The sequence below is a fragment of the Pseudomonas sp. C 49-2 genome (genome assembly GCF_003970195.1).
Lineage (GTDB): Bacteria > Pseudomonadota > Gammaproteobacteria > Pseudomonadales > Pseudomonadaceae > Aquipseudomonas > Aquipseudomonas canadensis.
On sequence record NZ_RXYG01000022.1, the window covers coordinates 25,515 to 45,427 of the forward strand.

The following is a 19,913-nucleotide window of genomic DNA, read 5'->3' on the forward strand; positions in this document are numbered from 1 at the left end:
TTCTTGGCAGGTACTTCCCGTTCTCGGCTAAGCGTCTTGTAGTTAATCGGAGGAATAGGAAAAGTGCGCCATGCGCCACTACCGGCGAACGATCAGACCAGGAACGAGCATGGCAATTGATATGTTTTTGAAGCAACTCGTTAACTCAGCACGTTTCCTTGACCTCAAACCACTTTTGCAAGGTAGGCATTATGAGTGGAAAGCCCGCCGCCCGCGTTACTGACCCTACGGCATGTCCAATGCCGGAGCACGGCACCAACCCTATCATCGAAGGTTCTCCTGACGTCTTCTTTGATGGCTTGCCCGCAGCGCGCCAAGGTGATGTATCTGCTTGCGGGAGCCCGATCAGCTCTGCCGTGTCATCGACGGTTTTCATCAACGGAAAACCTGCCGCAACGCTCGGCAGTGTCGGTGAACATGGCAACGTGATCATCGGTGGATCGGGAACCGTGATCATCGGCGACATGTTCACACCGACCCCGTTCACCCCCATCGTGCCATTGAGCAGTTCCACTGCCCCTTACTCCGGACGCTTTCAACTCATAGATCAGGAAACCGGCAAACCCATCGTTGGCCGCAAAGTAAAGGTCTGGTCTAGTGCCGGCTGGAGCGCGCTCGACACCACAAATACCGAGGGCATGACATCGTGGGTTAAGCACGATGCGTCGGAGTCTACCCATATTGACCTGGTGCAGGGAGGCGAAGAATGAATGACCAATCCGGCTTGTCTCAGGGTGGCATGAGCCCCGAAGGAAAGACTAACCCCGTGGGCATCCTGAAGCCGAAGCTCGATCCCCAGGACAAGAAAGTACTGTGCTCGGCAATTTGCTATTGCAGCAGCACACCCAACATCAGCCAAGATGGCAAGAATCTCAAACAGGGCTGTGTAGCCCAGCGCCTTGGGGAGCTTGACGAGATTCTCCAGAACCGTAGTCCGTATAAGCCCGAGGTCAGTTACGACATGACCAAGAATCCACCACAGCCAATCCTCGATAGCCAAACAGGGAACATCCCTCATGGCTGGATACCGGGTTGGATCAACAAGTATTGGAATGAGGACCCAGAGCACCCACCGTTCAAGCCCGGGAAAGGGATGATTCGCCGGCCCGATGTCGTGATCGTCAAGGACGCCAGCAAGCCGCCAACTCAGGACAACATCAAGCAAGTGGTCGAGATGAAGTTTCCACCTGACCCACCGAAAGTGGAGCAGGCGCAGGATTATGCAAACATTGCTGGCAACAAAAACAAGGTTGTTGAGATGACATCCACCGAATGCGATTGTAGCCAGGATAATCAGCAGTCCAATGTGCCAGTGGAGCAGCTCGGGTGGGCCGCGGCCATCGCTGGGAGTGTGATGTTTATCCTGACGCGTGGCCGCTCCCCTCGGCCAATGATCCCCGCTTACTGATTCGTAGGAATATCCATGGAACCGGAATTCAATGTGGCCGAAGAACTTGCCAAGCAACCACACCTGCTGGAGATACCCGGCCACTTGCTAATGAAGGGGGGGCGCCAGAACTATATCGGTGCAGTGCTCTGCCTGCGCGGGACGCTTTATTTCAAGGACGCCCACACACGCTTGGTGCGCGAGGCACTATGCCAGTGCTTCGACGATTTCAAGCGTTTGGCCGAGCCCTATCTCACTTGGGTCTGGCGCGAAGAACCTCCTCAGGGTAAACCATTGTCAGCTTATGCTGACGCAAAGCCATTACGCGATATGGTCGAAGCAATGGATGAAGACGACCTTCTCAGCTTCTACTACCTCAGTGGCAAGCAATCAAATGACGCCAGCGCTTGGCTCTTCGATGCTTTTGGTATGCGGGGATGGAAGGCAAAGATGGGGGATGAGCTTAGCGTTCTGGAGTTCTCAGTACCACTTTTGTACCAAGAGCAGAACCCACTCAGTTTCCTGCGCTTGTTCCTTGACTCAGCACGCCGGTTGGCTCCAGAGCAGGGCTACGCGGGGCATGCCTTCAATCTTTCTGTAACCAACCGGGACGGCAACGAGCCTACTGAAGCCTTTATGGCGGCGCGCATGCCTGGTTTGGATGCGGGAACAGCCGCTCTGCTGGCGAATATCCGCGAGTTCAAACCTACAAAAATCAAGACGGTCAGTTGGCTGACCTTGCTCGACCAAGCTCGCCTGGATCTTGTTGGCGGTCTGGAGGAGCTACGTGCGCAGCTACCCTCCAGCCATTTTGCCTTCTATGACTACGGTAACGGCGTAGTGATCCAGGCCGGCGCATACCCCTATCTTGGCGGTGATGCCGATGATCCGAAGCCGGCGGCCTACGTATTACTGAACCATGTACTCAAGGGCATTCGCTACGAGACGGTAGGTTCATTGCATGGCGGCTCTCATGATGGCGAGTTGCGGCTGGTGGACTGGTCGGCTGACCAGTGGCTCAAGCGCTTGGATGTGGATGCAGACGACATACCCGGCTGGCGTGCCAAGTTACTTCGCGACGAACCCTGCCTGGATGCTACAAACACTCTGCCAGGGCGCTTGTAGATATAGAATGCATTGCTGAAATCAAGGAGTAATCGGCAGCGCCCGCTTGTGCGCTGTCTTGCTGTATGCCCCCTCGACAATCGCCCGCACCCGCTCACTCACCGGCTCGCCCATCAGGTACGCATCGATCTCTTCGTACGTGCAGCCATAGGCCTGTTCATCCAGCTTGCCCGGCGCCAGCTCTTCGAGGTCGGCAGTGGGCTGCTTGTGCACCAGGTTCGTCGGGGCTCCAAGGGCACTGGCCAACAGGCGCACCTGGGTCTTGGTCAGGCCCGACAGCGGCGCCAGGTCGCTGACGATCTGCGTCACCGCCCCATAGGCCGCCATGGCCTGGGACCCGTGGCCGTTGACCAAGGCGAGGATGACCAACTCCGACAGCGACAACACCACCATCAAACAAGTTGTCGAGATGAAGTTTCCACCTGACCCACCGAAAGTGGAGCAGGCGCAGGATTATGCAAAAATTGCCGGCAACAAAAACAAGGTCGTTGAGATGACATCCACTGAATGCGACTGCGGTCAGGAACATCAGCAATCCAATGTGCCGGTGGAACAGCTCGGGTGGGCCGCAGCCATCGCTGGTGGCGTGATGTTTATCCTGACGCGTGGCCGCTCCCCTCGGCCAATGATCCCCGCTTACTGATTCGGAGGAACACCCATGGAACCGGAATTCAATGTAGCCGAAGAACTTGCCAAGCAACCACACCTGCTGGAAATACCCGGCCACCTGTTGATGAAGGGCGGGGCCCAGAACTATATCGGCGCGGTACTCTGCCTGCGAGGAACATTGTATTTCAAGGAGGCCCATACCCCCTTAGTGCGCGAAGCGTTATGCAAGTGCTTCGACGACTTCAAGCGTCTAGCCGAGCCCCATCTCACCTGGCTCTGGCGTGAGGAGCCTAGACAGGGTCAACCACTGTCAGCGTATGGTGAGGCAAAGTCACTGCGTGAAATGCTGGGCGCAATGGATGAAGACGACTACCTCAGCTTCTACTACACCAGCGGCAAGCAATCCAACGACGCTAGTGCCTGGCTCTTCAATATTTTTGGGATGCAGGGATGGGCGGCGAAGATGGGGGATGAGCTTAGCGCTCTGGAGTTCTCAATACCGCTTCTGTACCAAGAGCAGAACCCACTCAATTTCCTGCGTTTGTTCCTTGACTCAGCACGCCGATTGGCTCCAGAACAGGGCTACGCGGGACATGCCTTCAACCTTTCCGTCACCAACCGGGATGGCAACGAGCCTACCGAAGCCTTTATGGCGGCGCGCATGCCTGGATTGGATGTAGGAACAGCAGGTCTGCTGGTCAATATCCCCGAGTTCAAACCTACAAAAATCAAGACGGTCAGTTGGCTGACCCTGCTCGACCAAGCGCGACTGGATCTTGTTGGCGGTCTTGAGGGGCTACGTGCGCAGCTACCTTCCAGCCATTTTGCCTTTTATGACTACGGTAACGGTGTGGTGATCCAGGCTGGGGCGCACCCGTACCTTGCCGGTGATGCTAATGATCCGAAACCGGCTGCTTACGTGTTACTGAACCATGTACTCAAGGGCATCCGTTACGAGACGGTGGGTTCATTGCATGGCGGCTCTCATGATGGCGAGTTGCGGCTGGTGGACTGGTCGGCTGACCAGTGGCTCAAGCGCTTGGATGTGGATGCAGACGACATACCCGGCTGGCGAGCCAAGTTACTTCGCGACGAACCCTGCCTGGATGCTACAAATACTCTGCCAGGGCGCTTGTAGAAGAGATGGACTGCGCGGCTGCCGACGCAACAGAAATAATCTGGCTGCTGTCGCAGCTCCCTCTGGTCGCAGCCACTCTACAATCATCCTCCATCCCCCCCGTTTGAAACCATTTGTAGATAAGTCCAAGCAAACACGCCTCCTCCCAATCCCTGGCGATAGAGGTGTCAAAAATGCATTGCAGAAATCAAGGAGCAATCGGCAGCGCGCGTTTGTGCGCTGTCTTGCTGTACGCCCCTTCGACAATCGTCCTCACCCGCTCACTCACCGGCTCGCCCATCAGGTACGCATCGATCTCTTCGTACGTGCAGCCATAGGCATGTTCATCCAGCTTGCCCGGCACAAGCTCTTCCAGGTCGGCAGTCGGGTGTTTGTGCACCAACTTGTCGGGGGCGCCGAGGGCCGTGGCGAGCAGACGCACCTGGGTTTTGGTCAAGCCCGACAGCGGTGCCAGGTCGCAGGCGCCGTCACCGAACTTGGTGAAAAACCCCATCAACGCCTCGGCGCCGTGGTCGGTGCCGACCACCAGGCCGTTGTGCAGGTTGGCCACGGCGTACTGGGCGATCATCCGTGCGCGTGCCTTGACGTTGCCCTTGATGAAATCGACATGGGTGGCGCTGGCTTCGGTGGCGGTCAGGCTGGCCATGAGTCCGTCGACGCTGGCGGCGATGTTGAGGGTGTCGATCTGGTCCGGGGTGATGAAGTCCAGGGAGGCATGGGCATCGCTTTCGTCGGCCTGGATTTTGTAGGGCAGGCGCATGGCGATGAAGCGCGCGGCGTAGTCTTCGTCGCGCAGTTGCTCTACGGCCAACTGGCACAAACGGCCAGCCGTGAGGGAGTCAACGCCACCGCTGATGCCCAGTACCAACGCCTTGCTGCCGGAGCCGAGCAAGGTGGTCTTGATGAAATCTATGCGCCGTTGGATTTCCTTCGACTCACCGCCTTTGACCAGTTGCCGATTGATGTTCAGTTCCTGTGCGATACGTTCTTGCATGTCACACCTCCACGCTGCCGACATTGAACACTTGTGCTGCATACTGCAAAAACGAGGCGTCTTCGCAGACGTTCTTGATCGGGTCATCCGAGAATTTCACCACCGGTTCGCCGTGCACCCGCACCAGTTTCATCACGATGCTCAGCGGTTCGACGCCCTCCACATCGCAGGCCAGGCTGGTACCCATGCCAAAGCCGAATTTGGCCTTGCCACGCACGTGACGCAGGATCGGCAGGCATTTTTCGAAGTTCAGGCCGTCGGAGAACATCAAGTCCTTGGTCATCGGGTCGATGCCCAGCTGCTTGTAGCGCGCCAGCACCTTGTCAGCCCAGACGATGGGGTCACCGGAGTCCTGGCGCAGGCCGTCATACAGTTTGGCGAAGTAAAGATCGAAGTCCTTGAGGAAAAAGTCGGTGCTGATGCAGTCAGTCAAGGCGATGCCGAGACGGCCACGGTATTCGCGCACCCAGTTTTCCAGCGCGGCGTTCTGGCTTTCGCGCAGGCGGCCCAGTTGCTGGTGCACCATCAGCCATTGGTGCGCCATGGTGCCGATCAGCGGCAGGTCGAATTCGTAGGCCAGGTGCGCATTGCTGGTGCCGACGAACTGGCCGGGAAAGTCGCGGCGCATGATGTCGACCACTTCGCGCTGGGCCTTGAACGACAGGCGGCGCCGGGTGGAAAAGTCAGACACTCGCAGGTCGGCGAGTTCTTCGCGGCTGAGGTTTTTCTGCAGCCAGTCGAATTTCTGATAGAGCTTGCGGGTGACATCTTCCAGGGTCACGTCGGGGTATTTGTTGCGGTTGCGCAGCTCACTGACCAGGGCCAGGACCGGCTGTTCGAACATGATGCAGTGCAGCATCGGGCCGACCACGCGGATGTTGAGTTGGCCGTCGATTTCGCTGACGTGGATGTAGCGCAGATTGAAGCGGAACAGACCGAGGAAACGCTCGTAGTCCGGGGTGAGGTATTCGCGAAAGCGTGGATTGAACAGAAAGCGCAGCTCACCTTCGCGCATACGCAGGCTGGCGAGTTGCTCCAACTCGGCACGGATTTCGGGAATCAGGTGGCCGAGCTTTTCCTTGGACCGCACGATGAAGTTGTACTCCACATCGACATTGGGGTACTGGTGCAACACGGCCTGCATCATGGTGAAGGTGTAGTAGTCGGTGTCGAGCAACCCCTGGATAACGGGCGTTTCGTAGTCGTAGGCACTTTCCATGGTATGTCTCCTTAACGCGCGGCCATCGCGGCCAGTTCTTCGCGGGTGCTGCTGATGACGGCACCGGCCTTGAGCAACTCGTTGACCGCCTGTACACCGCCCTCCTGCGTAATGCCTCTGCACGCCGGCAAGTGCAGAACCACTTCCAGGCCAGCCTTGAGCAGTTGCAATGCGGTGGTCTTGACGCAGTAGTCCAAAGCCAGGCCGCCGACGATCACGCGGGTCACGCCCTGGGCTTTCAGGTACTCGATCACGCCGGTAGACAGTTTGTCGTGCAGGTCGTGGTAGCAGGCGCCGTAGGGGTGCAGGTCGGGTTCGACGCCTTTCCAGATGAAGTAGTCGTAGTCATAAGGCGTAGGCAATTCGTCGAGCAAGGTGAAACCCTCGGTGCCGGGTACGCAATGGCTGACCCAGGTCACATCGGCGTGGGTCAGGCCGGTGGCTTGCAGCATCTCGCTGTGCTGCGACACCACCCAGGGTGCATGCGGGGTGTGAGCGTCTTTACTGCCGACGCGATGGCCGGCCAGACTCGCCATGTAGTTGAGCTCGGCACCAATCTGGTCGCCGCCGGCCACAGGCAATTCGTTGGGGCACAGCGGCGTGAAGCTTTTCTGGGCGTCTACGTCGAATGAAGCGATGGCGGATATCGAGAGGGTCATGGTGGTTCTCCTGTGGCCTGGAAACAAAAGTACACGTCATGTACTTTCATTGCAAGAAACATCTGGTTATCTATCCTGGAGCAAGTCCATGACATATCTGCTCGATTCGTTAGACTGTGCGTCATCGCTGTCTAGAAGGACGTCAACATGCCCCTGAGCCCCTACCTCCACACCGTCGACCTGTGCGTATTGTTTTATTGCCGCGCCTCCGGGGAATTGAAATTGCTGCTGAACAAACGCGACGCCGAGCCCTTCGCCGGGCACTGGGCGCTGCCGGGCGTGGTGGTGAATGGCGGCGTGCAAGATCTGAGCCTCAAGGACGCGGTGGAGCGCTTGCGCGCGAGTGACAAGGTAGGACTTGATCTGGCCTGGAGCGAGCAAGTGGGCACGGTGGGGGATGCGTTTCGTGATCCGCGCTGCTGGTCATCGTCCACTTACTACCTGGCGATCGTGGCAGATGAGGTAGAGCTGGGTGAGCATCAGGCCTGGTTTTCACTGGCGGGGGTGGCGGATGGCAGCATCAAGCTGCCGTTCGATCACAACAGCATCGTGGCCGCCGTGCAGGAACGTTTGTTTTCCAAATCGCTGTACAGCAGCTTGCCGCTGATGTTCCTGGGCGATGAATTCAGCGCGCCGGAAGCGACCATGATCTTTTCCCTGGTGCTGGCGCGGCCGGTATTGAAGACCAGTATTCGCCAGCGCTTGCTGAAGCTGACTGAGGCGGGGTACCTGCGCGAGACGGGGCGCAAGAAAAATGGTGAAGGCGGCAGGCCCCAGGCGACGGTGGCGGTTCTAAAACCTGGAGAAATCTACTTCTTCGACCGCAGTTTTGCCGAATAGCCTCTATTCAAGAAACGAAGAAAATCAAATGTGGGTGCTGGCTTGCCTGCTCCCACATTTTGATCGGTGCATGGCTTAACTCATCCAGTTGCCGCCATCGACGTTGTAAGTCTGGGCCACCACGTAGTCGGACTCTTTCGAGGCCAGGAACACCGCCATCCCGGTCAAGTCCTCCGCCGTACCCATCCGCCCAAAAGGTACTTCGCCCCCGACCCGCTTTTTCTTCTCGCCAGGCGCCAACCCCTCATGCTTGGCAAACAATGCATCCACCCCATCCCAATGCTCGCCATCCACCACACCCGGTGCGATGGCGTTGACGTTGATCCCGTGCTTGATCAAATTCAACCCCGCCGATTGCGTCAAACTGATCACCGCCGCCTTGGTCGCGCAGTAGATCGCCACCAACGGCTCGCCGCGGCGTCCGGCCTGGCTGGCCATGTTGATGATCTTGCCGCCGTGGCCCTGGCTGATCATCTGCCGCGCGGCGGCCTGCAAGGTGAAGAGCGTGCCGGCGACATTAATCGAGAACAGCCGTTCGTAGCTGTCGCGGGTGATGTCGACAATGGGCGCCAGGTCGAACAGCGCGGCGTTGTTGACAAGGATATCCAGCTTGCCAACCTGGGCGACCACAGCGGCAATCGCGCCGTCGATGGACGCCTGGTCGGTGACATCCATGGCGACGGCATACGCCTGTGGGCCCAGCTCAGCCGCGGTGGCCTGAGCCCGTTGCAGGTCGATGTCGGCGATAGCCACGGTGGCGCCCTCGGCGATGTAGGCCTGGGCAAAGGCGCGGCCGATGCCACGCGCCGATCCGGTGATCAGCGCGCTCTTGCCTTCAAGTCGTTTCATGAAATAGTCCTGTTGAAGTTATTTCGGGTAGCCGGCGCGTTTCATTTCGCGCTCGGTGGTGGACTGGGCTTCCAGCAGGGCCTGGTCAACCGACATGCCACCGGTCAGCGCCGCAGAGAACAGCTTGCCGACCGAAGTGCCAATGGCCTGGAACTCGGGGATGGTCACGTACTGGATGCCCACGTACGGCACCGGCTTGGCCGAAGGGTGCGCGGGATCGGCGTGCTTCATCATTTCCAGGGTCACCTGGGCGAATGGGGCAGCCTTCAAGTACGCCTCGCTGTAGGTAGATTGTCGAGTGCCTGGCGGTACGTTGGTGATGCCTTCTTTATCAGCGACCAGTTGGATGTACTCCTTGGACGTCGCCCAACTAATGAAGGCCTTGGCAGCGTCCTTGTGCTTGGACGTGGCCGGAATTGCCAGGGACCAGGCATACAGCCACGAAGAACCTTTATCGGTGACTTCGGTAGGCGCGGCAGCGAAACCGACGCTGTCGGCGACCTTGCTCTGGCTCTTGTCGGTGGTGAAGGAACCGGCGACGCTGGCATCGACCCAGATCGCGCATTTGCCGCTGTTGAACAGCGCCAGGGTTTCGTTGAAACCATTGCTGGACACACCCGGCGGGCCGTATTGCTTGAGGGTGTTGACATAGAAGTTGGCGGCCGCCGTCCACTCGGGGCTGGTCAGCTCGGGCTTCCACTGCTCGTCGAACCAGCGTGCACCAAAGGCATTGGCCATGGTGCTCAGCAAGGCGATGTTCTCGCCCCAACCGGCCTTGCCGCGCAGGCACATGCCGTATTGGCCCTTGTCCTTGACGGTAAGCTTGGCGGCGAACTCGCCGAGCTGCGTCCAGGTAGGATGCGCGGGCATGCTCAACCCGGCCTGCTTGAACAGGTCGGTGCGGTAGTAGGTGACGGTGCTTTCGCCGTAGAACGGCAAGGCGTACAGGGTGTTGTTGACCGACAGGCCCTGGCGTACCGAGGGGAAGATATCGTCGGCGTCATAATCGGCCGGCAGTTGGGTCAGGGGTTCCAGCCAGTGCTTGGCGCCCCAGAGTGGGGTTTCGTAGGTGCCGATGGTCAGCACGTCGAACTGCCCGCCTTGGGTAGCGATATCGGTGGTGAGGCGCTGGCGCAGCACGTTTTCTTCCAGCACCACCCAGTTGAGCTTGATGTCCGGGTGCTGCGCTTCGAACACCTTGGACAGGCGCTGCATGCGGATCATGTCGCTGTTGTTGACCGTGGCGATGGTCACGGTGTCGGCGGCGTGGCTGGGCATGGCCAGCGTCAGGCTGGAAAGCAGGAACAACGCTTGCGGGAGCTTGGACATAGCGGTTTCTACCTGTTGTTTTTGTTGTTGAGGGCCGATTACAGCAGCTTGGCCAAGCCCCCACAAACGCCTGGAGGATGGGCGACTGATACTTTTTTAACCTGGATATGAAAGTTAAAAAAGTATCAGTGCCAGGCAAAACCAGGGGTAGCGCGCCCATGACTGAGGCGCGTATTTTGGAGCGATTCCAAGAATCATAAGAATCCCGCCATGCCCATCAGCCGCGCCAAGCTGTTCGAGCACCGCCCCGCCGAACTCGAAGTGATCCTGCCCGAGCCGGACCACTGCTTCCGATGGTTCGAACATGACTACCCCTACGACCTGGCGCGCTGGAACCACCATCCCGAATTTGAAATCCATCTGATCCGCCAAGGCAGCGGCAAACTGGTCGCGGGCGACTATATTGGTGCGTTCAGTGCCGGGCATGTGGCCCTGATTGGCCCCGACCTGCCCCACGACTGGATCGGTGAACTCGCCCCCGGCGAATACCTGAGCGGGCGCGATGTGGTGTTGCAATTCGACGGTGCCGCCCTCCTCGCCCTGCGCAAGACCCTGCCGGAACTCGGTGACCTGCAACCGCTGTTCGAGCGTGCCTGGCGCGGGCTGGAATTCACCGGCGACACCGCGTTGCAGGCTGCGCACTTGATGGAAGCCATCGGCGCCGCCCACGGCCTGCAGCGCTTGATCCTGTTCCTGCAACTGCTCGACACCCTGAAGAACGCCCCGACACAACAGGCCAAGGCCCTGGCCAGCCCGTGCTATGCACCGACGTTGGATGCACGCAGCGCCGAACGCATCAACAAGGCGTTCGACTATCTGATGCGCGAGCTGACCGGCGATGTACGCCTGTCGGTGATCGCGCAACAGTTGGAGATGAGCGAGCCGGGCTTCTCACGCTTCTTCAAGCGCAACACCGGCCACGGGTTCATCGAGCTGATGCGCAAGTTCCGTGTGCAGCGCGCCTGCCGACTGCTGTTGCAAAGCGACATGTCGGTGGCGGACATCTGCTTTGAAGTGGGCTACGCCAACCTGTCGAATTTCAACCGGCACTTCCGTATCGAAATGCACCAGACGCCGAGTGACTATCGACGGGAAACAGCAATGCACCTGTTCCAACGCATTGAAAAAATGACACCCAATCAATTCTGACCAAAAGGTCGACTAAATCCCGTTTTTTTCAATTTGATCAACCCATTGAGCAAACTTGGTACAGCCTGTGCAAACGTTTGCGGTACGAACTTGCCTGCCAAGTTCACCCTTGCCCGGAGAATCGGGTTCAAACCGCGTACGAATAGGGATTTTCAATGCACTCCACCTCAAGGCGTCCTGCCTCCTTTGGTGTTTCCTTGCTACTGGCCGCCGTTACGGGAGTACTCAGCGCCCCCATTTTGGCGCAGGAAAAACCCGTGGATGACTCAGCACAGGGCGAAACCCTCAGCCCGGAAGCCAGCCCGGCGAAAAAAGGCGCGTACCTGTCGGAATGGTTCAACCAGGACCTGACATTGATTGGCAGCAAAGACATCAGCTTCGGCCCCAAGCCACAGGATGATGTCTACCTGGAATACGAGTACTTCGGCCGCAAAGGGCCGTTCGAGTTGTACGGCTATGTCGACGTGCCGAAGATCCTCACGATCGGTAACAGTAATGACAAAGGCGTGTGGGACCATGGCTCGCCGGTGTTCATGGAGCACGAACCGCGTATCTCCATCGACTACCTGGCGGGCCGTAGCCTGGCCTTCGGCCCGTTCAAGGAATGGTATGTAGCGTTCGACTGGATCTACGACCATGGCAGCCGCAAGGAAAACCGCGCCAACACCTTATACAGCGGCCTCGGCACCGACATCGACACCCATTCGCGGGTGAACCTGTCGGCCAACTTCTACGGGCGCTACCAGTGGGAAAACTACGGCGCCAGCAATGAATATTCATGGGATGGCTACCGTGCGCAGATGAAGTACATCGTGCCCATCGGCAAATTCGATAACGGCGCCTCGCTGACCTACATCGGCTTCACCAACTACGATTTCGGCTCCGACCTGCACAAGGACAACCCGGCGCGCACCGCCAACTCGCTGGTCGCGACCAATGTGCTGCTGTACTCGTTCACCCACCTGCGTTTCACCCTGGTCGGCCGTTACTTCCATAACGGCGGCAACTGGGAAGACGGCAGTGAGCTGAATTTCGGCGAAGGCAACTTCCGCGCCCGTTCCGACGGCTGGGGTTACTACGCCGGCGTGGGCTACCAATTCTGATAGAGGAGCTTTAGATGAACGCGTTTACACGTTTCTCCATGGCGGTCGGCCTGGCGCTGCTGCCCCACGTGGTGCTGGCCGATACCGCACCGATCAAACCCAAGGTGATGCTGATCACCATGTTCGCCCCTGAGGCGCAAACCTGGATCGAACGCCTGGAACTCAAGCAGGAAGTCCGCGTGCCAGGGCTGTCCGCCGAATACCCGGTGATCCGTTGCAACACCCAGGACGTGTGCCTGCTGGTCACTGGCATGGGCCAGACCAACGCCGCCGCGTCCACGCTGGCCTTGGCCTTGTCGCCCAAATTCGACCTGCGCCAGAGCTATTTCCTGATCGCCGGGATCGCCGGCATCAGCCCCAAGCACGGCACCATCGGCACCGCAGCCTGGGCCCATTATCTGGTGGAATTCGGCACCCAGTGGGAGCTGGATTCACGGGATGCGCCCAAGGATTGGCCGACGGGCTATATCGGCATCAACACCAAAGGTCCCAACGAAAAACCACCGTTGGACTACAAGACCGAAGTGTTTGAGCTGAACCCCAAGTTGCAGGCCAAGGCGTTTGCCTTGTCACAAAAAGTGGAGCTGACCGAAAGCAAGGAGTCCGCCGCCTGGCGTAAACACTACCCCGCCGCCCCGGCCAATCAACCGCCGCAAGTCACCCGCTGCGACACCCTGGCGGGCAACACCTGGTTTTCCGGTACACGCCTGAGCGAACGCGCCGAAGTCTGGACCAAGTTGCTGACCGACAACAAAGGCGAATACTGCACCACCCAACAGGAAGACAACTCCACCTACGAAGCCCTGCTGCGCGCCAGTCGCGAAGGTCTGGTGGATATCCAGCGCCTGGCGGTGGTACGTGCAGGCTCGGACTTCGACCGTCCGTACCCTGGCTACAGCGAAGTGGACAACCTGCTGAAGTACGCGGATCAGGGTGGTTTTGTGCCGGCGCTGGAAAACCTGTACCGCACGGGCAACCCGTTGGTACAGGCGATCCTCAAGAATTGGTCGGCGTGGGAGAACGGTGTTCCCGAGGCCTGACCGTCAGGATCAAGGCAGGAAGATGATTTTGTCTGCGCTGCCTTGATTCACGGCTTCATAGCACTGCACCCCATCGGCCAGCGTCACTTCACGCAGGCCGGTGGGCAACGGCAACAAGCCCTCATCAAAGAAACGCCCGAACTGCTCCAGCATCACCGCGCATTGCTCGCAGTTGTAGAGCAACGAATTGATCCCCACCACCGAGCCGCCTTTGCGATACAGCGCCAGGGCCGGCAGTTGTACATGACCGTCCACCGGCGCGGCGATGATCGCGATGCGACCGAACGGCGCCAAACCTGCAACGGCCGCCGGCAGCCAGAAACCGGTGGTGTCGAAGATCACATCAGCGCCGCCCTTGAATACCGCATTGACCTGCGCACCGAGCTCTTCCGGTTTGCCTAAGGTAATCGCTTCACAACCTTGCGCCTGCAATACCTCGACCTGCTCTGGCCGACGTACAGCGGCCAGCACCTGGGCGCCACGGATTTTTGCCAGGGCCAGGGTGGCGCTGCCCACCGCGCCATTGGCACCGATCACCAACAGGCGCGTGCCTTGGGTCACACCACTGCGCTCGAGGGCGTCCCAGGCGGTGGTATAGGGCACACCGAGGCTGGCGGCCTGGGCAAAACTCAAATGGCTGGGCTTATGCGCCACGCCCTTGGCCGGCACAGTGAGGTACTGGGCGTGGGAACCGTCGGCAAAAAAACCCAGGTCACGGCCAGTGCCCCAAACCTCTTGGCCCAGCAGTTCCTGCGGCCCCTCCACCACCACACCGGCAAAATCACGACCGGGAATGCGCGGCAAAGTGGTGTAGGGAAAGCGACCAAGCACGTTTTTGACGTCACTGGGGTTAAGGCCGGCGGCCTTGACCTGCACCAGTACTTCACCGGGGGCCGGCACCGGGGTGGCGACATCAACGAAGCGCAGGGCGGCGAGGTCGCCGGTGGCGGAAAATTGCAGTGCTTTCATGGCCAATATCCATCGAAGTGAAAAAAGAGATCAGGAGAACCAAGTGCCCACCAGGTGTCGCCCCATGGGCCAGAGCTTTTCACCCAGCAGCATGCCCATCAGGCCCACCAGGGCGATGGCCGGCGGTGCGGGCGAACGGAAATCCAAGGCGCCATAGATCACGCCGACAAACAGGCCGATGGCGAGGGAAATCAGGTAGTTCATGGGGGTAGCGCCTTGTGGGTGGATGCGCCCAGTGTAGAGAGCACGCTCCTGAAGCACCGGCCAAGTGCTTCAGAATTTCGGCCAACTCCTCAGCCGACGTACTGCGAAGGCGCTATACCGAGTTCGCGGCGGAACATGTCGCTGAAACTGCTGGGGGAATAGCCAAGGGAACGCGCGATGGCACTGACCGGCTGGCCCTGGATCAACTCCGCCACCGCCGTGGCCAGTTGCACCTGGCGGCGCCATTCGGCAAAGCCCATGCCCAGGTTGTTCTGGAACAGCCGCGACAAGGTACGCACACTGGCCCCGGCGGCTTCGGCATGCTGTTCGAAAGCAATCTCCAGCGATGGCGCAGCCATGACCGCCTGGCACGCACTGATCAGTCGACGGTCGGCATCCACCGGCATCGCGATGCGGATCTGCGAGCGGCGCGCCCGCTGCAATTCCAGCAAGGCCAGGCTGACCACGGCGTCGTAATACGCTGCATCGCCGTTATCGCCCTGCTCCACCAGTGTGACGATCAGTTCACGCAGCAACCCACCGACCTCGATCACCTGCACCTGGCTGTCCAATGTGGCCGCCAGTGCCGGACGCAAGTAGATATTGCGCATCTGCAAATCCGACACCACGCGAATCCCGTGTTCCACCCCGGGCGGCAGCCAGACGGCACGCTGCGGCGGCACCACCAAGGCTTCGCGCGGCGTCTCGACCCACATCACGCCGCTCATGGCGTAGAGCAATTGGCCCCAGTCATGGCTATGGGGCTCAACGTAAAGTCCACGCGGATAGGTACGCGCCAAGGGCTGCACGGGGACGGCGTGATCACTGAGGTCGGGAGGCGCAGCCAGGGCCATGATGTACACATCAATCAAGGGTGAGAAGCCATGGTAATGACCACCGTTCGACAATCCGAGTGAATTTTTGCGGGCCACGGAGATCATTGGCTTATACCGGCGCAGCTCGGAAGCGTGCGCTACAGGCTTGATCAAGGAGAGAGACGATGAATTCAACACCATCGATCAACGGCATGGCACGGATCGATTACACCCAGGACACCCTGTTCGGGCCGATTACCCGGCATGTCGAATGCCAAGTGAGCTTGCAACACCAAGCGGGTGGGACGGTACTGAAAGTGTTTCAACCGTTGCCGGAGGATCTACGTGATGCGCAGACAGTGGTGTTTGCGCTGGAGGGACGACGTACCCGTGGCGTGGTGAAGCATCGTCGACACCTGGCCGACCATAGCCTGCGGCTCGAACTCGAACGCCAATAGGAGCCGGCTGGCCGGCTCCCGCAAACACGTCAACCTTTGGCGGATTTGGCGCACTCGCACCCGGTAGCCGCCGCACACGGCTCACCATGCGCATGGTGCTCCGCACAGCCCTGACAGCAATAGCCCTTGCCGTCCTTCATTACCGCGTCAGCTCCCAGCACACACTTGCAGTGTGGGCAGGCACAGGTCTTATCTGGCATGGTCAGACTCCTTTTTCTTGGTCGTCCCGGTGCGGCGGGCGCCGGCACCTTAATGAGTGACTGCGGCCCGTCGGCGATGGTTCAAACCGTCAGTCGGCGCGGGTATTGCTGCGGTACATGAACACCAGCGCCAGGGCCAGGCAGACCATCGCTACAATCCGCGCACCCGACAATTCAATCGCCGGATTGCCCAGCCAACCGAAGTTGTCGATCAGCATGCCCATGCCCAATTGCCCGACGATCACCGCCACCGTCGCCACCGCCGTGCCGACGACAGGCACCGCGCCGACCATCACCATCATGTACACCACACCGAACAAGGCCCCCGTGAGTTGCCATTTCGGCACATCCAGCAAGCTCACCGCCTGGGCGGGTTCAAAGAACAGGATCAACAACGCAGTGACAATCGCGCCCACCCCAAAGGTCACCAGGCTGCCGCGCAATACTCCCACCGTCTGGCCCAGGCGACCATTGATGGCAGCCTGCACACTCAACACCGCACCTGCGGCGACTACCACTACCAGTAACAGAATCAGGTTCATCGCCTTAACCTCGCGCAATCAAAACAAGTGCCACCACAATCAGCGCCAGGGCAATCCAGCGTTCGCCATTGACCCGCTTGCGCGCCGCACCAAACCAGCCGAAATGATCGATCAGCACGCTCTTGCCGACTTGCCCCGAAAGAATCGCGATCATGGTCATCGCAATGCCGATATGTGGCGTGGCCAGGGTCAGCACCACCACGTAGATCGGCCCCAGCAAACCGCCGATCAACTGCCAGCGCGGCAACTCGGACAACGCCGGGCCCTTTTGCGGGCCACTGAACAGCAGCAGTAGAAACAGGATGGCCGAACCCACACCAAAGATGCTCAGCGTCGCCCACAAATGCCCCACCTGCACACCCAATGGCCCGAGCAGGCCCGCTTCAACCGACAAACCCATGCCAGCCAAGATCACCAGCGGCAAAAGCAGTAGCCGCAGGACGTTTTTTTTTGGCTTGGCTAACGCCACGCCCTCGATGGAACTTGCTTGCATACACCACCTGCACATCAACAAAGGAATGGATGGCGAGCATTATCCGGTGGCCGTCCTGTGCGATAAATGGGAGCATACCAACAACACCTTTGCGCAAAACGCACAGCCTGGAGGCACGATGCAAGGCTTGAATGAACTGAGCTTCAAGGCGCTGCGCCTATTCGTCGCCGTACTGGACTTGGGCAGCTTTTCCGAAGTGGCGCGCCGAGAGGGGCTGGCGCCCTCTTCCATCTCCCGGCAGATCCAGCTGATGGAACAGGCCCTCGGCCAGCAACTGCTCTACCGGCACACCCGCGCCGTCAGCCCTACCGAAGCCGGGCGCTTGCTCGGGCGACATGCGCGGTTGATGCTGGAACAACTGGAAGCCGCCGGCCAGGCGCTGCAGGAACAGGAAAGCGAACCCAGCGGCCTGGTGCGCATCAATGCGCCGATGGTGTTCGGCCAGCGCCATCTCTCTCCTTGGCTGGGCGAGTTGTGCCGGCGTTACCCGAAGCTGCAACTGGACATCCAGCAAACCGACACCTATGTCGACCCGCTGCAAGACGGCACCGACCTGCTGTTCCGCATCGGCGTGCTCAACGACTCCAGCATGCAGGCGCGCATCTTCGCCCCTCAACGCTTCCGCATCGCCGCCAGCCCGGCCTACCTGGCCCGACACGGCGCACCGCAACATCCTGACGAACTGATCAACCACCAGTGCCTGGCCTACAAAGGCATTACCGGCCAGCAACGCTGGTTTTTCCGCAAGGGCCAGGGCGACTGGACACCTTATAGCGTCAAGGGCCCGATCACCGGCAACCATGCCGACACGCTCACCTACGCCGCCGAGCAGGGGCTGGGGCTGGTGGTGTTTCCGTCGTGGTTGATCGGCGACAGTTTGCGTGCGGGCGCTTTGCGGGCAGTGCTGACGGAGTACGACGTGGCGACAACATTGGAGCCGCAGCAGATTGCGGCACTGTGGCCGGGGAGCCGGCGCTTGTCGCTGAAGGTGCGGACGGTGATTGATTATTTTGTGGAATGTTTTGGAGGGGTGCCGTATTGGGATCGGTGACTTAGGCAGACGCGTCACTGAAGGCATTTCCCACTGCAAAAAGTAGTTCCGGTCTGATTTTACTGGCCAGTATTTTTGCGCTCAGAGCGTTGCGACAGACTGAGGCAACTTCCACGATGGAGAGAGCCATGAAACCGACATGCGTAGAAATTACGGTCACGCTAGATCAAGCCGAGGCAGACTTTTCAAACCTGGTTCATCAAGCCAGTGCCGGGCAACCCATAACGATCACCCAGCATGGACCTGCACTAGCTAGGCTCATCGCCATAGAACCCTCACCTCAGCCGCGGATCCGCGCGATGAAAGGTAAATGGGTAATACCTGAAGACTTTGATGCACTACTTCCGGAGGATACGCTGAATGCATTTGAACGAAGGTCTTTTTACCCAACCTGAACTGCCACTCAGAACACCCACTGCCCAATCAACCAGGCATTCGCCCCACTGATCACCGCAAACAGAAACCACGCCAGCAAGCGTGTCGGCAACCGATTCACGAACGGCCCCATCAGTTGCTTGTCACCGGTCATGCGGATCAGCGGATACAGCGCGAACGGCAACTGCAGGCTGAGCACCACCTGGCTGAGGATCAGCAATTTGCCGATGGCATCGTCGCCCATCAGCCATACCCCCAGGAACGCAGGGATCAGCGCCAGGCCACGGGTGATCAAACGCCGCTGCCAGCAGGGAATACGCAGGTTGAGGTAGCCCTCCATGATCACCTGCCCGGCGATGGTGCCGGTAAAGGTGGAGCTTTGCCCGGAGGCCAGCAAGGCAACGCCAAACAGAATACTGGCGAAGGCACCACCAACCAGCGGATCAAGCAGGTGGTAGGCATCCTGTATCTCGACCACGTCAGTGTGGCCGGTCTTGTGGAAGGCTGCGGCAGCGAGCACCAGGATCGCGGCGTTGACCAACAGCGCCAGCGCTAGCGAGCCAATGGTGTCGATACGCGCCAGTTTGACCGCGTCCTGTTTGCTGGCCAGATCCTTGCCGATCAGGCGGGTTTGCACGATGGAGCTGTGCAGGTAGAGGTTATGAGGCATCACCGTGGCACCGAGGATGCCGATGGCCAAATACAGCGGTGCAGCATCGCTGATGGCCGACAGTGACGGGGTGAAACCACTGAACACGTCCGGCCAGTAAGGTTTGATCAGTACCAGTTCGATGAAGAAACACACGCCGATAGTTGCTACCAGCGCCAGCATGATCGCTTCCAGGCGGCGGAAACCCCGATTTTGCAGGGCCAGGATCAGCAGCGTGTCGAAGGCGGTTATGACAATGCCGGTGGTCAGCGACACCCCGAGCAGCAGGTGAAAGGCCAGGGCACAGCCGAGTACTTCGGCGAGGTCGGTGGCAATGATGGAGATTTCCGCAAGCACCCACTGGGTGCGTGCGGATCGCTTGCTGTAGCGCTCGCGGCACAGTTGCGCCAGGTCTTTTCCGGTGGCAATGCCCAACCGCGAGCACAGGCACTGCACTGCCATCCCTGCCAGGCTGGCCAGCAGCACCACAAACAACAGGTTGTAACCGTAGCGCGAGCCGGCCTCGATGGCCGTGGCCCAATTGCCGGGGTCCATGTAGCCGATGGAGATCAGCAGCCCAGGCCCGGCAAACATGAGGATGCGTTTGAAAAACGAAGCGTTGGGATCAACGGCAACAGAACCGGCCACTTCCGGCGGGCAGAACGGGGCGGTAGCGATTTTTGGCAGGCTGAATTTCACGCGGTATCCCAGGCAAA

25 protein-coding genes are annotated in these 19,913 nt (G+C 59.4%); 12 read left to right on the forward strand and 13 right to left on the reverse strand.

The window, feature by feature from the left end; genetic code table 11:
* Positions 1-191: 191 nt before the first annotated feature.
* Genes EJ576_RS27625 through EJ576_RS27635 form a run of 3 tightly spaced genes read left to right on the forward strand, consistent with a single transcriptional unit; the run spans position 192 to position 2,512 of the window.
* A complete protein-coding gene (locus EJ576_RS27625) occupies positions 192-710 on the forward strand; it encodes a PAAR domain-containing protein (protein ID WP_126571601.1) in 519 nt (172 codons plus the stop codon).
* Positions 707-1,408, forward strand: a complete 702-nt coding sequence (locus EJ576_RS27630; protein ID WP_122726266.1) for a VRR-NUC domain-containing protein — start codon at positions 707-709, stop codon at positions 1,406-1,408. The genes EJ576_RS27625 and EJ576_RS27630 overlap by 4 nt, the downstream gene beginning before the upstream one ends.
* A 15-nt stretch (positions 1,409-1,423) precedes the next feature.
* Positions 1,424-2,512 (forward strand): DUF3396 domain-containing protein, encoded by a 1,089-nt coding sequence (locus EJ576_RS27635; protein WP_122726268.1) that lies wholly within the window; start codon positions 1,424-1,426, stop codon positions 2,510-2,512.
* Between the two features lie 21 nt (positions 2,513-2,533).
* Here EJ576_RS27635 and nadE (EJ576_RS27640) read toward each other — a convergent pair whose 3' ends face one another.
* Positions 2,534-2,905 (reverse strand): NAD(+) synthase, encoded by a 372-nt coding sequence (nadE, locus tag EJ576_RS27640; protein ID WP_256656651.1) that lies wholly within the window; start codon positions 2,903-2,905, stop codon positions 2,534-2,536.
* Here nadE (EJ576_RS27640) and EJ576_RS27645 point away from each other — a divergent pair.
* Complete coding sequence (locus tag EJ576_RS27645) at positions 2,874-3,155, forward strand: hypothetical protein (RefSeq protein ID WP_240037329.1); 282 nt, start codon at positions 2,874-2,876, stop codon at positions 3,153-3,155. The genes nadE (EJ576_RS27640) and EJ576_RS27645 overlap by 32 nt on opposite strands.
* Before the next feature lie 15 nt (positions 3,156-3,170).
* Positions 3,171-4,259, forward strand: a complete 1,089-nt coding sequence (locus tag EJ576_RS27650; protein WP_122726270.1) for a DUF3396 domain-containing protein — start codon at positions 3,171-3,173, stop codon at positions 4,257-4,259.
* A 187-nt stretch (positions 4,260-4,446) separates the two neighbouring features.
* Here the strand turns inward: EJ576_RS27650 and nadE (EJ576_RS27655) are convergent, their stop codons facing one another.
* From nadE (EJ576_RS27655) to EJ576_RS27665, 3 genes are read right to left on the reverse strand one after another with little or no spacing between them, the layout of a single operon-like run.
* Entirely contained in the window at positions 4,447-5,253 is an 807-nt protein-coding gene (nadE, locus tag EJ576_RS27655; RefSeq protein WP_126571602.1) for an ammonia-dependent NAD(+) synthetase, read from the reverse strand.
* A 1-nt stretch (position 5,254) separates the two neighbouring features.
* Positions 5,255-6,472, reverse strand: coding sequence for a nicotinate phosphoribosyltransferase (gene pncB, locus EJ576_RS27660; RefSeq protein WP_123476629.1), 1,218 nt, complete (start codon positions 6,470-6,472; stop codon positions 5,255-5,257).
* 11 nt (positions 6,473-6,483) lie between these two features.
* Positions 6,484-7,131, reverse strand: a complete 648-nt coding sequence (locus tag EJ576_RS27665; protein ID WP_028619815.1) for a nicotinamidase — start codon at positions 7,129-7,131, stop codon at positions 6,484-6,486.
* Between the two features lie 147 nt (positions 7,132-7,278).
* On the opposite strand from EJ576_RS27665, the gene EJ576_RS27670 reads away from it, so the two are divergent.
* Complete coding sequence (locus tag EJ576_RS27670; RefSeq protein WP_122726278.1) at positions 7,279-7,971, forward strand: NUDIX hydrolase; 693 nt, start codon at positions 7,279-7,281, stop codon at positions 7,969-7,971.
* A 75-nt stretch (positions 7,972-8,046) separates the two neighbouring features.
* Here the strand turns inward: EJ576_RS27670 and EJ576_RS27675 are convergent, their stop codons facing one another.
* The gene (locus EJ576_RS27675; RefSeq protein WP_122726280.1) at positions 8,047-8,820 is read right to left on the reverse strand and encodes an L-iditol 2-dehydrogenase; all 774 of its coding nucleotides are present in this window, start codon (positions 8,818-8,820) and stop codon (positions 8,047-8,049) included.
* A gap of 18 nt (positions 8,821-8,838) precedes the next feature.
* On the reverse strand, positions 8,839-10,098 hold the full coding sequence (locus EJ576_RS27680; RefSeq protein ID WP_236318746.1) for a sugar ABC transporter substrate-binding protein: 1,260 nt from the start codon (positions 10,096-10,098) through the stop codon (positions 8,839-8,841).
* Between the two features lie 261 nt (positions 10,099-10,359).
* Here EJ576_RS27680 and EJ576_RS27685 point away from each other — a divergent pair, with 261 nt between their 5' ends.
* From EJ576_RS27685 to EJ576_RS27695, 3 genes are all read left to right on the forward strand, one after another.
* Positions 10,360-11,298, forward strand: coding sequence for an AraC family transcriptional regulator (locus tag EJ576_RS27685; protein ID WP_126571603.1), 939 nt, complete (start codon positions 10,360-10,362; stop codon positions 11,296-11,298).
* Between the two features lie 155 nt (positions 11,299-11,453).
* On the forward strand, positions 11,454-12,401 hold the full coding sequence (locus EJ576_RS27690) for a nucleoside-specific channel-forming protein Tsx (protein ID WP_122726284.1): 948 nt from the start codon (positions 11,454-11,456) through the stop codon (positions 12,399-12,401).
* Between the two features lie 14 nt (positions 12,402-12,415).
* Complete coding sequence (locus EJ576_RS27695; protein WP_126571604.1) at positions 12,416-13,441, forward strand: purine nucleoside permease; 1,026 nt, start codon at positions 12,416-12,418, stop codon at positions 13,439-13,441.
* Between the two features lie 9 nt (positions 13,442-13,450).
* On the opposite strand, the gene EJ576_RS27700 is transcribed toward EJ576_RS27695, so the two are convergent.
* From EJ576_RS27700 to EJ576_RS27710, 3 genes are all read right to left on the reverse strand, one after another.
* A complete protein-coding gene (locus EJ576_RS27700) occupies positions 13,451-14,410 on the reverse strand; it encodes a zinc-binding alcohol dehydrogenase family protein (protein WP_126571605.1) in 960 nt (319 codons plus the stop codon).
* Positions 14,411-14,440: 30 nt separating this feature from the next.
* On the reverse strand, positions 14,441-14,614 hold the full coding sequence (locus EJ576_RS27705; protein ID WP_123476614.1) for a DUF1427 family protein: 174 nt from the start codon (positions 14,612-14,614) through the stop codon (positions 14,441-14,443).
* An 89-nt stretch (positions 14,615-14,703) separates the two neighbouring features.
* Positions 14,704-15,468 carry a helix-turn-helix transcriptional regulator gene (locus EJ576_RS27710; RefSeq protein ID WP_123476794.1) on the reverse strand — a complete coding sequence of 255 codons (765 nt, stop codon included), beginning with the start codon at positions 15,466-15,468 and terminating at the stop codon, positions 14,704-14,706.
* 146 nt (positions 15,469-15,614) lie between these two features.
* Between EJ576_RS27710 and EJ576_RS27715 the strand changes: the two genes are divergently transcribed.
* A complete protein-coding gene (locus EJ576_RS27715; RefSeq protein ID WP_126571606.1) occupies positions 15,615-15,887 on the forward strand; it encodes a hypothetical protein in 273 nt (90 codons plus the stop codon).
* A gap of 29 nt (positions 15,888-15,916) precedes the next feature.
* Here the strand turns inward: EJ576_RS27715 and EJ576_RS27720 are convergent, their stop codons facing one another.
* The 3 genes from EJ576_RS27720 to EJ576_RS27730 form a co-directional block, all read right to left on the reverse strand.
* Complete coding sequence (locus EJ576_RS27720; protein ID WP_016977247.1) at positions 15,917-16,087, reverse strand: metallothionein; 171 nt, start codon at positions 16,085-16,087, stop codon at positions 15,917-15,919.
* 89 nt (positions 16,088-16,176) lie between these two features.
* Entirely contained in the window at positions 16,177-16,629 is a 453-nt protein-coding gene (locus EJ576_RS27725; RefSeq protein ID WP_028619805.1) for a DMT family transporter, read from the reverse strand.
* 4 nt (positions 16,630-16,633) lie between these two features.
* Positions 16,634-17,122 (reverse strand): DMT family transporter, encoded by a 489-nt coding sequence (locus EJ576_RS27730; protein WP_122726290.1) that lies wholly within the window; start codon positions 17,120-17,122, stop codon positions 16,634-16,636.
* A gap of 118 nt (positions 17,123-17,240) precedes the next feature.
* Between EJ576_RS27730 and EJ576_RS27735 the strand changes: the two genes are divergently transcribed.
* Positions 17,241-18,173 (forward strand): LysR family transcriptional regulator, encoded by a 933-nt coding sequence (locus tag EJ576_RS27735; protein WP_028619803.1) that lies wholly within the window; start codon positions 17,241-17,243, stop codon positions 18,171-18,173.
* A gap of 128 nt (positions 18,174-18,301) precedes the next feature.
* Complete coding sequence (locus EJ576_RS27740; protein ID WP_126571607.1) at positions 18,302-18,568, forward strand: type II toxin-antitoxin system Phd/YefM family antitoxin; 267 nt, start codon at positions 18,302-18,304, stop codon at positions 18,566-18,568.
* 8 nt (positions 18,569-18,576) lie between these two features.
* Here the strand turns inward: EJ576_RS27740 and EJ576_RS27745 are convergent, their stop codons facing one another.
* On the reverse strand, positions 18,577-19,896 hold the full coding sequence (locus EJ576_RS27745) for an Nramp family divalent metal transporter (protein ID WP_123476608.1): 1,320 nt from the start codon (positions 19,894-19,896) through the stop codon (positions 18,577-18,579).
* Positions 19,897-19,913: the final 17 nt, after the last annotated feature.

What these genes read in the sequence shown, in the direction of transcription:
- EJ576_RS27625 (WP_126571601.1), top strand. Translation starts at nt 192, where the DNA reads ATGAGTGGAAAGCCCGCCGCCCGCGTTACTGACCCTACGGCATGTCCA.
- EJ576_RS27630 (WP_122726266.1), top strand. Translation starts at nt 707, where the DNA reads ATGAATGACCAATCCGGCTTGTCTCAGGGTGGCATGAGCCCCGAAGGA.
- EJ576_RS27635 (WP_122726268.1), top strand. Translation starts at nt 1,424, where the DNA reads ATGGAACCGGAATTCAATGTGGCCGAAGAACTTGCCAAGCAACCACAC.
- EJ576_RS27645 (WP_240037329.1), top strand. Translation starts at nt 2,874, where the DNA reads ATGACCAACTCCGACAGCGACAACACCACCATCAAACAAGTTGTCGAG.
- nadE (WP_256656651.1), bottom strand. Translation starts at nt 2,905, where the DNA reads ATGGTGGTGTTGTCGCTGTCGGAGTTGGTCATCCTCGCCTTGGTCAAC.
- EJ576_RS27650 (WP_122726270.1), top strand. Translation starts at nt 3,171, where the DNA reads ATGGAACCGGAATTCAATGTAGCCGAAGAACTTGCCAAGCAACCACAC.
- nadE (WP_126571602.1), bottom strand. Translation starts at nt 5,253, where the DNA reads ATGCAAGAACGTATCGCACAGGAACTGAACATCAATCGGCAACTGGTC.
- pncB (WP_123476629.1), bottom strand. Translation starts at nt 6,472, where the DNA reads ATGGAAAGTGCCTACGACTACGAAACGCCCGTTATCCAGGGGTTGCTC.
- EJ576_RS27665 (WP_028619815.1), bottom strand. Translation starts at nt 7,131, where the DNA reads ATGACCCTCTCGATATCCGCCATCGCTTCATTCGACGTAGACGCCCAG.
- EJ576_RS27670 (WP_122726278.1), top strand. Translation starts at nt 7,279, where the DNA reads ATGCCCCTGAGCCCCTACCTCCACACCGTCGACCTGTGCGTATTGTTT.
- EJ576_RS27675 (WP_122726280.1), bottom strand. Translation starts at nt 8,820, where the DNA reads ATGAAACGACTTGAAGGCAAGAGCGCGCTGATCACCGGATCGGCGCGT.
- EJ576_RS27680 (WP_236318746.1), bottom strand. Translation starts at nt 10,098, where the DNA reads ATGCCCAGCCACGCCGCCGACACCGTGACCATCGCCACGGTCAACAAC.
- EJ576_RS27685 (WP_126571603.1), top strand. Translation starts at nt 10,360, where the DNA reads ATGCCCATCAGCCGCGCCAAGCTGTTCGAGCACCGCCCCGCCGAACTC.
- EJ576_RS27690 (WP_122726284.1), top strand. Translation starts at nt 11,454, where the DNA reads ATGCACTCCACCTCAAGGCGTCCTGCCTCCTTTGGTGTTTCCTTGCTA.
- EJ576_RS27695 (WP_126571604.1), top strand. Translation starts at nt 12,416, where the DNA reads ATGAACGCGTTTACACGTTTCTCCATGGCGGTCGGCCTGGCGCTGCTG.
- EJ576_RS27700 (WP_126571605.1), bottom strand. Translation starts at nt 14,410, where the DNA reads ATGAAAGCACTGCAATTTTCCGCCACCGGCGACCTCGCCGCCCTGCGC.
- EJ576_RS27705 (WP_123476614.1), bottom strand. Translation starts at nt 14,614, where the DNA reads ATGAACTACCTGATTTCCCTCGCCATCGGCCTGTTTGTCGGCGTGATC.
- EJ576_RS27710 (WP_123476794.1), bottom strand. Translation starts at nt 15,468, where the DNA reads ATGGCCCTGGCTGCGCCTCCCGACCTCAGTGATCACGCCGTCCCCGTG.
- EJ576_RS27715 (WP_126571606.1), top strand. Translation starts at nt 15,615, where the DNA reads ATGAATTCAACACCATCGATCAACGGCATGGCACGGATCGATTACACC.
- EJ576_RS27720 (WP_016977247.1), bottom strand. Translation starts at nt 16,087, where the DNA reads ATGCCAGATAAGACCTGTGCCTGCCCACACTGCAAGTGTGTGCTGGGA.
- EJ576_RS27725 (WP_028619805.1), bottom strand. Translation starts at nt 16,629, where the DNA reads ATGAACCTGATTCTGTTACTGGTAGTGGTAGTCGCCGCAGGTGCGGTG.
- EJ576_RS27730 (WP_122726290.1), bottom strand. Translation starts at nt 17,122, where the DNA reads ATGCAAGCAAGTTCCATCGAGGGCGTGGCGTTAGCCAAGCCAAAAAAA.
- EJ576_RS27735 (WP_028619803.1), top strand. Translation starts at nt 17,241, where the DNA reads ATGCAAGGCTTGAATGAACTGAGCTTCAAGGCGCTGCGCCTATTCGTC.
- EJ576_RS27740 (WP_126571607.1), top strand. Translation starts at nt 18,302, where the DNA reads ATGAAACCGACATGCGTAGAAATTACGGTCACGCTAGATCAAGCCGAG.